Annotated in this window: 15 protein-coding genes; 12 read left to right on the top strand and 3 right to left on the bottom strand. The window is 65.2% G+C overall.

The features are described 5' to 3' along the window. Positions 1-187: 187 nt before the first annotated feature. Together AC5JDC_RS04450 and AC5JDC_RS04445 are read left to right on the top strand one after the other, a co-directional pair. Positions 188-1,756, top strand: a complete 1,569-nt coding sequence (locus AC5JDC_RS04450; RefSeq protein WP_495839468.1) for a helicase HerA-like C-terminal domain-containing protein — start codon at positions 188-190, stop codon at positions 1,754-1,756. A 74-nt stretch (positions 1,757-1,830) separates the two neighbouring features. Beyond that, positions 1,831-2,892 carry a GSU2403 family nucleotidyltransferase fold protein gene (locus AC5JDC_RS04445; protein ID WP_495839466.1) on the top strand — a complete coding sequence of 354 codons (1,062 nt, stop codon included), beginning with the start codon at positions 1,831-1,833 and terminating at the stop codon, positions 2,890-2,892. A gap of 38 nt (positions 2,893-2,930) precedes the next feature. On the opposite strand, the gene AC5JDC_RS04440 is transcribed toward AC5JDC_RS04445, so the two are convergent. Further along, positions 2,931-3,662, bottom strand: coding sequence for a L,D-transpeptidase (locus tag AC5JDC_RS04440; RefSeq protein WP_495839464.1), 732 nt, complete (start codon positions 3,660-3,662; stop codon positions 2,931-2,933). 198 nt (positions 3,663-3,860) lie between these two features. Continuing rightward, positions 3,861-4,520 (bottom strand): haloacid dehalogenase type II, encoded by a 660-nt coding sequence (locus tag AC5JDC_RS04435; protein ID WP_495839462.1) that lies wholly within the window; start codon positions 4,518-4,520, stop codon positions 3,861-3,863. Positions 4,521-4,761: 241 nt separating this feature from the next. Here AC5JDC_RS04435 and AC5JDC_RS04430 point away from each other — a divergent pair, with 241 nt between their 5' ends. From AC5JDC_RS04430 to AC5JDC_RS04390, 9 genes are all read left to right on the top strand, one after another. After that, complete coding sequence (locus AC5JDC_RS04430) at positions 4,762-5,982, top strand: helix-turn-helix domain-containing protein (protein ID WP_495839460.1); 1,221 nt, start codon at positions 4,762-4,764, stop codon at positions 5,980-5,982. 30 nt (positions 5,983-6,012) lie between these two features. Further along, positions 6,013-6,681, top strand: coding sequence for a Vgb family protein (locus tag AC5JDC_RS04425; protein WP_495839458.1), 669 nt, complete (start codon positions 6,013-6,015; stop codon positions 6,679-6,681). 246 nt (positions 6,682-6,927) lie between these two features. Further along, complete coding sequence (locus tag AC5JDC_RS04420) at positions 6,928-7,806, top strand: branched-chain amino acid aminotransferase (RefSeq protein WP_495839456.1); 879 nt, start codon at positions 6,928-6,930, stop codon at positions 7,804-7,806. A gap of 107 nt (positions 7,807-7,913) precedes the next feature. Further along, positions 7,914-8,513, top strand: a complete 600-nt coding sequence (locus tag AC5JDC_RS04415) for a superoxide dismutase (protein ID WP_495839454.1) — start codon at positions 7,914-7,916, stop codon at positions 8,511-8,513. Positions 8,514-8,680: 167 nt separating this feature from the next. Then, positions 8,681-8,902 (top strand): hypothetical protein, encoded by a 222-nt coding sequence (locus tag AC5JDC_RS04410; RefSeq protein ID WP_495839452.1) that lies wholly within the window; start codon positions 8,681-8,683, stop codon positions 8,900-8,902. Positions 8,903-8,965: 63 nt separating this feature from the next. Beyond that, complete coding sequence (locus AC5JDC_RS04405) at positions 8,966-9,679, top strand: nucleotidyl transferase AbiEii/AbiGii toxin family protein (protein WP_495839450.1); 714 nt, start codon at positions 8,966-8,968, stop codon at positions 9,677-9,679. A gap of 127 nt (positions 9,680-9,806) precedes the next feature. Then, positions 9,807-10,244 carry a c-type cytochrome gene (locus tag AC5JDC_RS04400; RefSeq protein WP_495839448.1) on the top strand — a complete coding sequence of 146 codons (438 nt, stop codon included), beginning with the start codon at positions 9,807-9,809 and terminating at the stop codon, positions 10,242-10,244. A 22-nt stretch (positions 10,245-10,266) separates the two neighbouring features. After that, positions 10,267-11,217: a cytochrome c gene (locus AC5JDC_RS04395; protein ID WP_495839446.1), complete on the top strand. Its 951-nt coding sequence runs from the start codon at positions 10,267-10,269 to the stop codon at positions 11,215-11,217. Between the two features lie 300 nt (positions 11,218-11,517). Next, complete coding sequence (locus AC5JDC_RS04390; protein WP_495839444.1) at positions 11,518-12,459, top strand: DMT family transporter; 942 nt, start codon at positions 11,518-11,520, stop codon at positions 12,457-12,459. A gap of 85 nt (positions 12,460-12,544) precedes the next feature. Here AC5JDC_RS04390 and AC5JDC_RS04385 read toward each other — a convergent pair whose 3' ends face one another. Next, the gene (locus AC5JDC_RS04385) at positions 12,545-14,647 is read right to left on the bottom strand and encodes a S9 family peptidase (RefSeq protein WP_495839442.1); all 2,103 of its coding nucleotides are present in this window, start codon (positions 14,645-14,647) and stop codon (positions 12,545-12,547) included. Between the two features lie 113 nt (positions 14,648-14,760). On the opposite strand from AC5JDC_RS04385, the gene AC5JDC_RS04380 reads away from it, so the two are divergent. Beyond that, positions 14,761-15,126 carry an SH3 domain-containing protein gene (locus AC5JDC_RS04380; RefSeq protein ID WP_495839440.1) on the top strand — a complete coding sequence of 122 codons (366 nt, stop codon included), beginning with the start codon at positions 14,761-14,763 and terminating at the stop codon, positions 15,124-15,126. The last annotated feature ends 14 nt before the right edge of the window (positions 15,127-15,140 follow it).

The raw sequence follows: 15,140 nt of genomic DNA, 5'->3' as shown, positions 1-15,140 counted from the left end.
CCGGTCGGCATCGACGGAACCCAAAGGGGTCAAGTACCGATTGCCAAACACGAACTCCAAGCGCAAGCCCGCGCCTGCACTTTCACTTTCGCTCCCATTGTAGCACGGCTGGCGCGCCTCTATACCATTGGCTAACCGCCGGATGTCATTTTCGAACCATCCGTCGGAACGACCGGGAGCAGAGTTCATGGCCGATCCCACCAGCATCTTCCTCGGTGCCAGCCGCAAGCCGGACGATTCGTACCAGCGGCCGGAAGAGCTGCTGTTGAAATACGGCAATCGTCACGGTCTTGTGACGGGCGCGACCGGCACCGGCAAGACGGTAACCTTGCAGATCATCGCCGAAGGCTTCTCCAATGCCGGCATCCCGGTGTTCTGCGCCGACATCAAGGGCGACCTCTCGGGCATCGCCATGATGGGCGAGCCGAAGGATTTTCTGGTCAAGCGCGCCGAAACCGTGAAGCTCGACCCCTACGAGTTCCAGGAATTCCCTGTGATCTTCTGGGACCTGTTCGGCGAGCAGGGCCATCCCATCCGTGCGACCGTGTCGGAGATGGGACCGCTGCTGCTGTCGCGCCTGATGAACCTGACTGAGGCGCAGGAAGGCATCCTCAACATCGCCTTCCGCATCGCCGACGAGGAGGGCATGCTGCTCCTCGATATGAAGGACCTGCAGGCGTTGCTGACCAACATCGCCGAGCGCGCCGACGAGATCTCGCGGCGCTACGGCAATGTGACGAAGCCGTCGGTCGGGGCGATCCAGCGCACGCTGCTCGTGCTCGAGCAGCAGGGCGCCAACCATTTCTTCGGCGAGCCGGCGCTGCGCATCGCCGACATCATGCGCACCACACGCGACGGCCGCGGCGCCATCAACGTGCTCGCCGCCGACAAGCTGATGATGAACCCGCGGCTCTACGCGACCTTCCTGCTGTGGCTGATGTCCGAGCTGTTCGAGCAGCTTCCGGAGGTGGGCGACCCGGACAAGCCAAAGCTCGTCTTTTTCTTCGACGAGGCGCATCTGCTGTTCGACGAGGCGCCGAAGATACTCGTCGACAGGGTCGAGCAGGTGGTGCGACTGATCCGTTCCAAGGGCGTCGGCATCTATTTCATCACCCAGAACCCGCTGGACGTGCCCGAGACGGTGCTGGCCCAGCTCGGCAATCGGGTGCAGCATGCATTGCGCGCCTATACGCCACGCGAGCAGAAGGCGGTGCGCACCGCCGCCGATACGTTCCGGCCGAATCCGGATTTCGACTGCGCCACGGCGATCACCAACCTCGGCACCGGCGAGGCGCTGGTCTCGACGCTGGAGGAGAAGGGCGTGCCGTCGATGGTGCAGCGGACGCTCATCCGCCCGCCGGCCTCGCGGCTCGGCCCGGTGACGGCCGAAGAGCGCAAGAAGCTTATCTCGGAAAGCCCGGTCGCCGGCCAATACGATCAGGTGATCGACCGGGAATCCGCTTTCGAGGTGCTGCAGAAGAAGGCTCAACAGCGGCAGCAGATCGAACCCGAAGAACAGTCCACGCAGGCCGGCGGATCGCGCTGGACGCTGCCGGATTTCGGCGGCGGGCAGCAGCCGGCGCCGTCCGACCGCTACCAGCCGGCGCCGCGCCAGCGGCAGACGCCGGCACCGCGGCCGTCGAATCGCCAGACCGTGGCCGAGGCGGCGATCAAGTCGGTCGTGCGGTCGGTCGGCTCGCAGGTCGGTCGCGCCCTGGTGCGCGGCATTCTCGGCAGCCTGACCAAGCGACGCTAGCGGATCACTGGCTATCTGGCTGAATTTTTGATATTTTCCACCATTGAGACGATTTTCGGTCGCAAGAGTGGAAAATGTTCTTTACCGAGCTTAGAGGCGACCAACAGCGGCAACTGATCGACACGGTCGAAATATTCGAGGCGTGGCGGGAAGCGAATGTCGAGCGGCGCCGCCGCTTTTCCGGTAGTATGCGCTGGGTGAACCGCGGCGGCAGACGATACCTGTTGCGCAAAGTGGGCTCGCGGGAGCGTTCCCTCGGCCCGATCAGCGCCGAAACGCAGGAAGCGTTCGAGCGGTTTGTCGGCGGCCGCGAAAGAAACGGCGACCGGCTGTCGGGGCTCGCGCTCCGGTTGGATCAGATGGCCCCTGTCAACAAGGCAATGGGCCTTGGACGTGTTCCGGTTACCGCCGCCAGAATTTTGCGCGATCTCGACGAGCGGGACCTTCTTGGCCATCAACTGTTCGTCGTCGGCACGAACGCATTGTTCGCCTACGAGGCCCGAGCCGGAGTCAGGCTGGCTGCGGAGTTGCTTGCGACCGGCGACGTCGACTTGTTGTTCGATTCCCGCCGGCGTCTCTCTCTTGTGGGTCGGCAAGTGAGAGAAATAGGACTGCTGGGTATCTTGAGGAGGCTCGATCACTCCTTCTCACCGGTTCGCAAGGGAAGCTTTCGGGCTGCCAATCGGGATGGCTATTTTGTCGATCTGATTCGGCCGGAGTCCCGGGATGTTATGCGCGACGAAGAGCGCGATGCCCTTTCCGATCTGCAAGAGGAGATTCATGGTTCACCGATCAGCGGCTTGGGTTGGCTTGTCAACGCTCCCAGATTCGAAGCGATCGCGATCGGTGAAGACGGCTATCCCGCACCGCTTGCCTGTCTTGATCCGCGCGTGTTCGCCCTGCACAAGGCATGGGTCTCCAGCGACGAGCGTCGCGACCCCCGCAAGAGAACGCGTGACATGGATCAAGCAAGAGCTTGCGCGGCCATTGCCGCTACACGCCTCGGCCTGCCTTTCTCCGACGATTCCGCTCTGAGCGTGTTGCCCGCTTCGGTCAGGGCCTTGGAGAGCAGGGTGCGTGCGGCAGATATCGGCGGCGCGCACCCTTCGGGAAGGAGCATGACGCCCGGCTGGTAAGCGTGGACGTCCAGGAGTCAATCCGTTTGCCGGTCCCCTTAGGCGACGCCGATGCCTGACGTGACGAGGATCGGCGACTTGCCCGGCACGCGGTCGTAGAGGTCGATGATGTCCTGGTTCATCAGGCGCACGCAGCCGGACGAGACCGACTTGCCGATCGACCACCATTCCGGCGAGCCGTGGATGCGATAGAGCGTGTCCTGGCCGTTCTGGAAGATGTAAAGCGCGCGGGCGCCGAGCGGGTTGTTGAGGCCGGGTGCCATGCCGCCATTGGCGGCACTGTAGCGCTCGAGTTCCGGCTGACGGCCGATCATCGCCTCGGGTGGCGTCCATTTCGGCCATTTCCGCTTCCACTGCATGACAGCGCGTCCCGACCAGTCGAAACCGGCGCGGCCGAGCCCGACGCCGTAGCGCAGCGCCTTGCCGTTCTCCCGGACGAGGTAGAGGTAGTGGGTCGAGGTGTCGACGACGATCGTGCCTGGCCGCTCGCCGGTCGGATCGTCGACGATCTGGCGCAGGAAGCGCGGATCGACCTTCTTCAGCGGAATGGCAGGGATTTCATAACCCTCGTCGACGACCGCGGCGTACATCGCCTCGTAGCCGGCAAGCGACGGCTCGTCCGGCCGGGTCGGCGTGGCCGGCCCGGCGAAGTCCGGATAGGGCTGGGTGGTCGCGCAGGCTGAGAGGGTGAGGGAGGCGGCACCGGCTGCGGCAGCGCCGAGGAAGCGGCGCCGCGACATGAGCGGGCTGGAAGGCAGATCGTCAGGCATTCTTTTCTTTCGGTTCTTTCGGTTTGTGCGGCCGGACAGTGCCGGCCAGTCGGCAACAACAGGTAAACGCCAGGTTGCATTCCGGCGCCCCGTGGCTGCTGGAGGGTTAAGGTTGCAATTCCGGCGCGATGGCGGAGGAACGGTGGCGGAGATGTGACTGCCTGGCCATGTGGCATGCCCGCCACAGGACAATGAGTCTCAGGCCGTCAGCAATCCTTCCAGCGACGGCAGGATCAGATGCGGCGGCAGGTCGCGGTACTCGTCGGGCTGGGCATTGCGGTTGATCCAGACCGTACGGAAGCCGAATTTGCCGGCTCCGGCGATGTCCCAGCGGTTCGACGACTGGAACGACACCGCGTCGGGATAGAGGCGCCAGCCGGTGGTCACCAGGTCGTAGACGGCGGGGTCGGTCTTGAAGCGGCGGACCGGATCGACGGAAAAAACCGCGTCGATCACATTTTCGAGCGCAGCCGACTTGACTGCCGCCGCCAGCATGTCCGGAGACCCGTTCGAGAGGATAGCCAGCCGTGCGCCGGACGCCTTCAGCGTCCGGAGGACGTGCGGAACCTCCGGATAGCAGTCGAGTGTCCAATAGGCGGCAAGCAGGTCGGCGCGCAGCGCCGCATCGTGGAGCTTTACCGCCGCCATGGCAAAATCCAGCGACTGCTCGGTGAGCACCCAGAAATCCTGATAGGCGCCCATCAGCGTGCGCACCCAGGAATATTCGAGCTGCTTTGCGCGCCAGATGTCGGAAAGCCGCTGCGCATCGGGGCCAACCCGCTCCGCGAGGCGGCGAACGGCGGCATGCACATCGAAGAGTGTGCCGTAGGCGTCGAAGACATAGGCAGCGTGTCGCATCGCCTCTACGTTGGGCAATAGACCCGCAAAAGCAAGCACTTGTTGGTATGACGGCTCGATTTCGGCCTCCACGCGTCCGGCGGCGCCGGGCGATACGATTGGAGGTCGGACCCTGTGTGGATGTCAGCCAATGCGATTCTCCCTCTGGTACCGGCTTGGTCGTTCCGGCATGACTACCGGTCGTCGCGAGAAAGGCCAGGCCGGCCTGAGAATGGTGAGGTGACAGCGTGACCGGATTGCCATGGACTCGCTGATCACGGCCGCGGCACGCGCGCTGGCGGCAGGTGATCCGCTCGGCGCGTTGAAGCGGGTTGCCCTGCGTGACGATGCGCCCGCCCTGGCCCTGCGGGGCATCGCCATGGCGCAGCTCGGCGATCTCGTTCGCGCAAAGGCCCTGCTCCGGAGAGCGGGGCGGGCTTTCGGGCCAAAGGAAGTCGTGGCGCGCGCCAGATGCATGGTCGCCGAGGCCGAGATCGCACTCGTCTCGCGGGACCTGGGCTGGCCCGAGAAGGCGCTCGAGGCGGCACGAACGGCGCTCGAAGCACATGGCGACCGCGTGAATGCCGCGCATGCCCGGCATATCGAGGCGCGGCGCCTGCTCCTCATCGGTCGTCTGGATGAGGCGGAACGGATGCTTGCAGGGCTCGATCCCACGTCGCTCCCGCCCGCCCTGCGAGCCGCCCATGAACTCGCCATCGCGGGAATTGCCATACGGCGCCTGCAGGCCCGCGCGGCGCGCGGCGCGCTGAGCCGGGCGGGGCGGGCGGCGCGCGAGGCGGCCATCCCGGCATTGTCGGCGGAGGTCGAACGTGCCTCATTGGCGATGACGATGCCCGCGGCCCGCCTGATCGCCGGTGGCGAGCAGCGCCTGCTGCTGCTGGAGCAGGTCGAAACGCTGCTGTCGTCGCAGGTGCTGGTCGTCGATGCGTGTCGCAACCTCGTTCGTTGCGAAGAGCGGATGGTCTCGCTGGCGACGCGTCCCGTCCTGTTCGCGCTGGCGCGCGCAATGGCGGAAGCCTGGCCGGCCGACATGCCGAGGAGCGCGCTTGTCGCGAGGGCTTTCGGGGGCAAGCATGCCGATGAATCGCATCGCGCCCGCTTGCGCGTGGAAGTCGGGCGGCTGCGGGCGGAGCTGCGGTCCCTGGCGGACGTCGGCGCGACCAAGCGCGGCTTTGCGCTCGATCCGCACGACGGACGCCGGCTCGTCGTGCTGGCTCCGCCGGCTGACGAAAAGTACGCGGCGGTGCTCGCCCTGCTGGCGGACGGTGAGGCCTGGTCGAGCTCGGCTCTGGCGATGGCGCTTGGCGCCAGTCCCCGCACCGTGCAGCGCGGTCTGGAGTTGCTTGCGGCGGCGGGCAAGGTGCAGTCCTTCGGCCGCGGGCGGGCGCGCCGCTGGGTGACCGCGTCGGTTCCGGGATTCCCGCCAGCCTTGTTACTCCCCGGTCCGCTGCCGGGAGGCTAATAATCTTCGCCAGCAAGTGGAGAAATGGCCATGAAACGATCCGCAGCCGAGGTGCTTCGTGAATACGGACCTTTTCCGGGCGCCGATAAGGTGCACGGGCTCACCTTCGACGGCCGGCACGTCTGGTTTGCCTCCGGAGACAGGCTCAATGCCGTGGATCCCGCGAGCGGAGAAGCGGTGCGGTCGATCGATGTCGCCGCGCATGCGGGAACCGCCTTCGACGGCCGTCACCTGTTCCAGATCGCCGAGGACCGCATCCAGAAGATCGATCCTGAGAGCGGCCGCGTGCTCGCCACGATACCGGCGCCCGGAGGCGGCGGCGACTCGGGGCTCGCATGGGCTGAAGGGTCGCTGTGGGTGGGGCAGTATCGGGATCGCAAGATCCATCAGGTCGATCCGCACACCGGGACCGTCCTGCGCACTATCGACACCGATCGGTTCGTCACCGGAGTGACTTGGGTGGACGGCGAACTCTGGCACGCGACCTGGGAAAACGAGGCGAGCGAGCTGAGGCGGATCGACCCTGAAACCGGCGACGTTCTCGAGGAACTCGCCATGCCGGCCGGGATGGCCGTGTCGGGTCTGGAATCCGACGGCGGCGACCGGTTCTTCTGCGGTGGCGCAACGAGCGGGAAGGTAAGAGCCGTCCGCCGGCCCAGGCGGACTGCCGACGCACCCGGCGGTTCTGCGGGCAAGTAGCTCCACGGGCAAGTGGTCGGAACGCCGCCGCTTTCACGATGGCACTGCCTTACCGCGAAGCAGCCATCCTTATGTGCAGAGGCACTGCGCGGCGAGGAGCCGCGCATGTCGTGCCTTCCTTCGGTCAGGCCGGGCAGCTTGCTGTTTCCACCAGGAATCCAAGCTGGCCCACTGTTTTGGCCAGACGCCCGGTTGACCTCGCCGCGCAAAGCGGCTTTCCATGTCGGCCCGATCGGAGGCGCTTCGATGAGTTTGGCGACACCCGCGCAGACTACCACCTGGACCTATGTCGACGGCGACTGGCATGACGGCAACGTCGCCCTGATCGGGCCGCGCTCGCATGCCTTCTGGCTTGCTTCGACGGTGTTCGACGGCGCCCGCTGGTTCGAGGGTGTGGCGCCCGACCTCGACCGCCATGCGGCGCGGGTCAACGCCTCCGCCATCAGCCTCGGGCTGAAGCCGACCATGAGCGCCGACGAGATCGTCGGGCTGACCTGGGACGGGCTGAAGAAATTCGACGGCAAAACCGCGATCTACATCCGGCCTATGTATTGGGCCGAGCACGGCGGCTACATGGGTGTGCCGGCCGATCCCGAGTCTACGCGCTTCTGTCTCTGCCTCTACGAGGCGCCGATGATCCCGCCGTCGGGCTTCTCGCTCACCGTCTCGCCGTTCCGCAGGCCGACGATCGAGTCCATGCCGACCGACGCCAAGGCGGGCTGTCTCTATCCCAACAACGGCCGGGCCATCCTGGAGGCGCGCAAGCGCGGCTTCGACAACGCGCTCGTGCTCGACATGCTGGGCAATGTCGCCGAGACCGGCTCGTCGAACATCTTCCTGGTCAAGGACGGGCATATCTACACGCCGGCGCCGAACCGAACCTTCCTGTCCGGCATCACCCGCTCGCGCACCATCGGCCTGTTGGGCGACTACGGCTTCCGCACCACCGAAGCGACGCTGACGGTGCGGGATTTCCTCGAAGCCGACGAGATCTTCTCGACCGGCAACCACTCCAAGGTGGTACCCGTCACGCGCATCGAGGATCGTGAGCTGCAGCCCGGCCCGGTGGCGCGCAAGGCGCGCGAGCTCTATTGGGAGTGGGCGCATTCGACTTCCGCGGCTTGAGCCGCTAGAAGGGAACCGACGCGAAGCGGCGGAGTTTCCCGTGCGCTGCGACCTGTCTTTCGCCGGCCCGACAAGTGCCGGCTTCTAGCCAACGAGGGAGTACTGACATGGCTTTCGAACTGCCCGCTTTGCCTTACGATTATGAGGCGCTCCAGCCCTTCATGTCGAAGGAGACGCTCGAATACCATCATGACAAGCACCACAAGGCCTATGTCGACAACGGCAACAAGCTGGCCGCCGAGGCCGGCATGGAGAACCTCTCGCTGGAAGAGATCGTAAAACAGTCGTTCGGCAAGAATGCCGGCCTGTTCAACAATGCCGGCCAGCACTACAACCACATCCACTTCTGGAAGTGGATGAAGAAGGGCGGCGGCGGCAACAAGCTGCCGGGCGCGCTGCAGAAGGCGGTCGACAGCGATCTCGGCGGCTACGACAAGTTCAAGGCGGACTTCATTGCCGCCGGCACGACGCAGTTCGGCTCCGGCTGGGCCTGGCTCTCGGTCAAGGACGGCAAGCTCGCCATCTCCAAGACGGCGAACGGCGAAAACCCGCTGGTCCATGGCGCCACGCCGATCCTCGGCGTCGACGTGTGGGAGCATTCCTACTACATCGACTACCGCAACGCCCGCCCGAAATATCTGGAGGCGTTCGTCGACAGCCTGATCAACTGGGACTACGTGCTCGAGCTCTACGAAAAGGCCGAGTGAGATCGCCTGCCGGCACCGTCAAAGGCCTGCCGGTCCGACAGGTGCCGACCGAATCTGCAGACCCCGTGCTTGCGCGGGGTCTGGCGTTTGAAGGAGGCGGGCAGTCGCGCCGGCCCGCGGGAAGAGCCTCCATCGTGCAGGTGCGCTTTCGTGCTATAAGCACCGTCATGACGGTACATTTCGGCAAGCAGATCGTTCCGGCCGATTTCCCCGAGCTGAAGCGGCTCGTCTGGAACAGGGATCCGCTGCGGCCGATCGCAGCCGACGAGGCCTTTGCGCTATATGAGCGGAACTGGCGGTTTGTCGACGAGAACCATCTGACCGAGCGCGAGGCCGACCTCATCGACGAGCTTGCACGGGTGTATGGCAACGGCTTCAAGCTGAGATAACTCCGCTTCCGCGGAATGGCACCTGCGGCTATCGTGGTTCGGATAGGCGGAGCGGATAACGCCATGCAATTCGTTCGACGAGAACACCAAATCATCGCTGCAATGCTGCGGCGCATGAATCACCGGATGTTGACCGAAACCCGCTGCTGGTTCGGCGGCGGAACAGCCGTGGTGCTTCTTTATGGCGAGTATCGGCGGTCGCTCGATGTCGATTTTCTCTGCGCCGACACGAACGGCTACAGGGAAATCAGGAACTCTGTCGTGGGCGGCGGCACGAGGAAGCTCTTCGGCGAGGACGTTGTGAGCGTCCGTGAGCCGCGAGCGGATGCCTATGGCATCCGCATGTTTCTCGAACAGGCGGGGCAGCCGATCAAGTTCGAGATCATCCGCGAAGCCCGCATCACACTCAGCGGAGCCCTTGACGACAGGCTTGGCGTGCCTGTCCTTGGCTTGGTGGACATGTTCGCTGAAAAGCTGCTGGCCAATGCCGATCGATGCATGGATCGCTCCGCTGCCTATCGGGACGCAGTCGACCTCGGCAGGCTGGTCGAAGCCCATGGCCGTATTCCCGCGGAGTCCTTGGAAAAGGCCATGCACGCTTACGGTGCCGACATCGAGCGGAAGGCGGTCTGGGTGGTCAACGAACTATGCAAAGATGGAAGACTGCGCGAGGCTGCTGCGGCACTGCAGATGGACTTGGCCGTGGCGACCGGCGCCGTGGCGGCATTTCGAGCCGAATGCTGCCGCATCTGGCCGGCTGGCGCCATCGAAGGCTGATCGCCTGAGCGGTCGGAAGATCGTCCCCGGCCTGTCTTCACACAACCGTGAAGTTGCGCGTCGCAAGAACTGGTGCAACCTCGTCGTTGACCTCCTCAGGCAGCCACCCGCAACCCAAGGATCATCCATGAAGAAACTGCTCGTCGCCGTCTCCCTGCTCGTGCTCGCCGCCACGGCCGTCCAGGCCGATCCGATCGCCGATCGCAAAGCCCTGATGAAGGCGAACGGGAAGGCCGCCGGGCAGCTTGCCGCCATCGCCAAGGGAGAGCAGCCCTTCGACGCTGCCGCCGTGCTGGCAGCCCTGACGACCCTCAACGAGGACGCCCAGAAGCTCGACGTGGCGACGTTGTTTCCGGCCGGCACCGACAAGGGCGACACCACCGCATCGCCGAAGATCTGGGAAGACCTGGCAGGCTTCCAGGCGGAGGTCGACAAGTTCAAGGCCAACGCAGCGGCCGCGATCGCCGCCCCGCCGGCCGATGTCGCCGGCGTCAGGGCGACGCTCGGCGGCATCGGCCAGAACTGCTCCTCCTGCCATGAGGCGTTCCGGGTGAAGAAGGGTTAGGCAGCGCCCGGCCCGCTGCGCAATGCCGATGTTTTCCAGGCTTGCCGTCGGTGTCGTTGCGCTCGCCGTTGCCGCTGCCGGCGCATTCTGGCTGCTGACGCGACCGGAGCGGCTCGACGCAGCGACCCTGGCCGGGTTGGGCACGGGTGATGCAGCGCGCGGCGAACGCATGTTCTGGGCGGGTGGCTGTGCTTCATGCCATGCGAAGCCCGGCTCGGAAGGGGATGCGCGTCTGGAGCTTGCAGGCGGCGTCCGGTTGAAGACCGCCTTCGGCATCTTCGTCGCCCCCAACATCTCGCAGGACCCGGCCGACGGCATCGGCGCATGGTCGTCCGCCGACCTCGCCAATGCCATGCTGAAGGGCGTCTCGCCGGATGGCGCGCATTACTATCCGGCCTTTCCCTATACGTCCTACGCGCGCATGCAGCCCGCCGACATTGCCGATCTCCATGCCTTCCTGGAGACGCTGCCGGCTGTTCCGGGCAAGGCCGCCGCGCATAGCCTCGGCTTTCCCTACAGTTTTCGCCGCGGCCTGGGTTTGTGGAAACGCGCATATCTCGGCAGCGAGCCGGTGGTCGCTCTGCCGGACGACGCGGCGGAGCCGGTCGAACGCGGCCGCTATCTCGTCGAGGGGCCGGGCCATTGCGGCGAGTGTCACACGCCGCGCGACTCCTTCGGCGGGCTGCTGAAGGAGCAGTGGCTGGCCGGTGCCGCCGCGGCCGAAGGGGAAGGTGTCGTGCCCAACGTCACCGGCGGCGAAGGCGGCATCGGCGACTGGTCGCAGAGCGACATCGCCTATTTCCTGGAAAGCGGCTTCACGCCGGACTTCGATTCGGTCGGCGGCACGATGGTGGACGTGCAGAAGAACATGGCGCAGCTGACGCCCGAGGACCGCGCGGCGATCGCCGCCTATCTCAAGGCAGTGCCGCCGCATGCCAACGGGTATCCGGCGAGTAGGGCAGTAGGGCAGTAGGGCAGTAGGGCAGTAGGGCAGTAGGGCAGTTGGGCAGTAGGGCAGTAGGGCAGTAGGGCAGTAGGGCAGTAGGGCACACCGCTCCCGGGCCTCGCCTTTGGCGCTCGTTTAGATGAGTGGACGGCTACTGATCCGTTGACTGCTCCGCAGCGTCACGTTCCCCTTCTACTGCCCTACTGCCCTACTGCCCTACTGCCCTACTGCCCCACGCTCTCCATCCGGCGCGCTGAAGAGTTCATCAGGCGAATTGGTTGGACGTGGGGGCCGCGGCCTCCTATGGCCCTCTCAGGAGGAGCTTTCATGAACATTCGCCCCGCGCTGCAAGCCGATGCGGTTCCGCGCGCCGGGACCACGGATCGTGCCTTCGAGCCGCTGGACTACGGCCTTTACGCGCTGACGGTGGTTGCCTGGAGTGCATCGTGGTTCGCCATCGAGCTGCAGGTCGGCACCGTGCCCAACGAGGTCAACCTGGTCTGGCGCTTCGCCATTGCGACGCTGCTGATGTTTGGTTGGCTGGTGGTGTCGGGGGGCAGGCTGCGCATCACCCTCGCCGATCATTTTCGCGCGGCGGCACTCGGGGTGCTGATCTTTTCCTCGAACTTTCTCTTCTTCTACTACGGCGCTCAGTATCTGGTGAGCGGGCTCCTGTCGGTGGTGTTTTCGCTGGCCTCGGTCATCAATCTCGGCCTCGCCGCCCTGGTCATGCGCGAGCGACCCGCCAAGCGCGTGCTGATCGGCGGGCTGCTGGGCTTTTCCGGCATTGCGTTGATGTTCCTTCCCGAGATCGCCCGCGACGGGCTTTCCGGAAGCACACTGACCGGCCTCGCGCTCTGCCTGTGCGGGACCTTGTCCTTCTGCTGCGGCAACCTGGTCTCGGCCAGTTGCTATCGGCGCGGCCTGCCGATCGTCACGACCAATGCCTGGGGCATGCTCTACGGTACACTGTGGAGCGCGCTGCTGGCGCTCGTCCAGGGCAAGCCCTTCATCATCGAGTTGACCGCATCCTATCTCGGATCGCTGATCTTCCTGGCGGTGGTCTCGACCGTGATGGCCTTCGCCGCCTACCTCACCCTGCTCAACCGGATCGGCGCCGCCCGGGCGGGCTACGCCACCGTGATCTTTCCGGTTTTCGCGCTGCTCATCTCCACTGGCCTGGAGGGCTACCGCTGGACGCTTCTTGCCTTGGCCGGCCTGGTGCTGGTCGGCGTGGGCAACGTGCTGGTCATTCGGGGACGGCGGTAGCACGACGCGACGGGCGCCGGTTCACCGAACCCGCGCGCCGACCCCCTTTGCAGGCCCTGTGCCGGTACCCGTGCCGTGCGGGGCGTCAGGCCTCCGCCTTGCCCGTCACCTTCAGCGCGAAGGCATAGTTATAGGCGATCTCCTCCAGCCGCGAGAAACGCCCGGAGGCGCCGCCGTGGCCGGCATCCATGTTGATCCGCATCAGCACCGGCTGGTCGCCGCTGTTCAGCTTGCGCAGCCGCGCCACCCATTTCGCCGGCTCCCAGTAGGTCACGCGCGGATCGGTAAGTCCCGCTACCGCGAGGATCGGCGGATAGGATTTGGCTTCGACATTGTCATACGGCGAATAGGCGGCGATCGTCCGGTAGTCGTCCGCCGACAGGATCGGATTGCCCCATTCGGGCCATTCCGGCGGAGTCAGCGGCAACGTGTCGTCCAGCATGGTGTTGAGCACGTCGACGAAGGGAACCTCGGCGATGATGCCGCCGAATGCCTCCGGCGCCATGTTAGCGATGGCGCCCATCAGCATGCCCCCGGCCGATCCGCCCTGGGCGACGATGCGGTCATGCGCGGTATAGTTTTCCGCGACCAGATGTTTCGCGGCGGCGATGAAGTCGAGAAACGTGTTGATCTTCTTGGCCCGCTTGCCGTCCTCGTACCAGGCAAAACCCTTGTCCTTGCCGCCGCGGGTATGGGCGATGGCGTAGACGAAGCCTCTGTCGGCCAGCGACAGGCAGTTGGTGTTGAAGGATGCCGGGATGGCGATGCCGTAGGCGCCGTAGCCGTAGAGCAGGCAGGGTGCGCTGCCGTCGATCGGCGTGTCGCGGTGGTGGATGAGCGAGACCGGCACCAGCTCGCCGTCATGCGAGGGGGCCATCAGCCGGCGCGTCACATAGTGCTCGGGGTCGTGACCGGAGGGAACCTCCTGCGTCTTCAGGAGTATCCGCTGGCGCGTGCGCATGTCGTAGTCGAAGACCTGACCGGGCGTCGTCATCGACGAATAGGAGAAGCGCACGATGTCGGTGTCGTATTCGTAGGAACCGGCGAGTCCGAGCGAATAGGCCTCCTCGGCGAAGGCGATCACATGCTCGCTGCCGTCCGCCCGGTCGCGGATGACGATGCGCGGCAGGCTGTCCTTGCGCTCCAGCCGCACGACGAAATCCTTGAAGCCGATGACCGACAGGATCAGCCGGCCCGGCTCGTGCGGGACGAATTCCTGCCAGTTCTCGCGGCGCGGGTCGTCGACGGGCGCGGTCACGATCTTGAAGTCCTTGGCGCCGTCGGCATTGGTGAGGATGAAGAAGACGTCGCCGCCTTCCTCGAGGTCGTATTGCAGACCGGTCTCGCGCGCCGCCACCAGCTTCGGCTCGGCGTCGGGCCGGGCGGCCGGCAGGATGCGGTATTCGGAGGTCTCGTGGTCGTTGATGCCGATCAGGATCCACCGGTTGTCGCGTGTGCCGCCGACATTCATGAAAAAGCCCGGATCGGTTTCCTCGTAGATCAGCCGGTCCTCGACGGTTCCTGTGCCAAGCCGATGGTACAGAACCTTCGACGGGCGATGGTTCTGATCGAGCCTGGTATAAAAGAAGCCGGTGTCGCCGGCGTCCCAGACACCGGAGCCGGCAGTGTCGGGAATGGTGTCGGCAAGGTCGGTGCCGGTCGACAGATCGCGCGTCTTCAGCGTGAAGAACTCGGAGCCCTTGTCGTCATAACCCCAGATGAGCCGCCGGTGGTCGGAGGAATGATCGATGCCGCCCAGGTGGAAATAGGCCTTGCCCTCGGCCTCGCGGTCGCCGTCGAGAATGATGTCTTCCGCGCCGCCGTCGCGGGGCGTGCGGAAGAAGCGCGGCTGTTCCCCGCCCTTCTTGTAGAAGGAGCCGTAGGCGTAGGGCCCGTCCTTCATAGGCACCGATGAATCGTCTTCCTTGATGCGGCCCTTCATCTCCTCGAACAGCCTTCCGCGCAGCGCCTCGGTGTCGGCCATCAGCGCCCGCTGGTAGGCGTTTTCGGCATCGAGATGCGTGCGGATGGCCGGGTCGAGCAGCGACGGATCGCGGAACACTTCCTGCCAGTTGGCGGCGCGCAGCCAGGCGAATTCATCCGTGCGTGTGATGCCGTGGCGGGTGTCGCTCGACGGATGCTCGGCCGTCGGCGGTGCCATAACGGATGGAAAGGGCTTCTGCTTCATTGGATCTCACGCAAGATTTACTGTGAATGGCGTATGAATCGCCCGCTCGGCGAGCATTCAGGGACGAGGCGGTAGAGTTCCGCCCATTGACGCCGGTATAACGGAGGAGATCGATGACGAACACCCTTGTGACGAGAATGGCGGCCGCGATCCTGCTGACAGCCGCGACCACTTCGACGGCGGCAACCTTTGCGGCTTTCCAGGTGAACGGGCTCGCATTCGGCGATACGCTGAATGTGCGGAAGTATCCGTCCAACCAGTCTCAGAAGCAGGCCGCCTACCCGAACGGGACGGTGCTGCAGATGACCGGAAAATGCACCGGCGGGCTCGACCTGTTCGACATCGCCGGCCAGCCGAGATGGAAGCAGGAGCAGGCGGTGCGCTACCGCTGGTGCCAAGTCTGGCACGATCCGGCCCGCAACGGCGAGTTCGTCACCGGCTGGGTCTATGGCCGCTACATCACGCCGCATCGACCCTGACAATCGTCCGGCAT

The sequence above is a fragment of the Kumtagia sp. genome, assembly GCF_059502445.1.
Note: the sequence above shows the minus strand (reverse complement) of the source record. Positions and strands in the feature narration are given on the sequence as shown.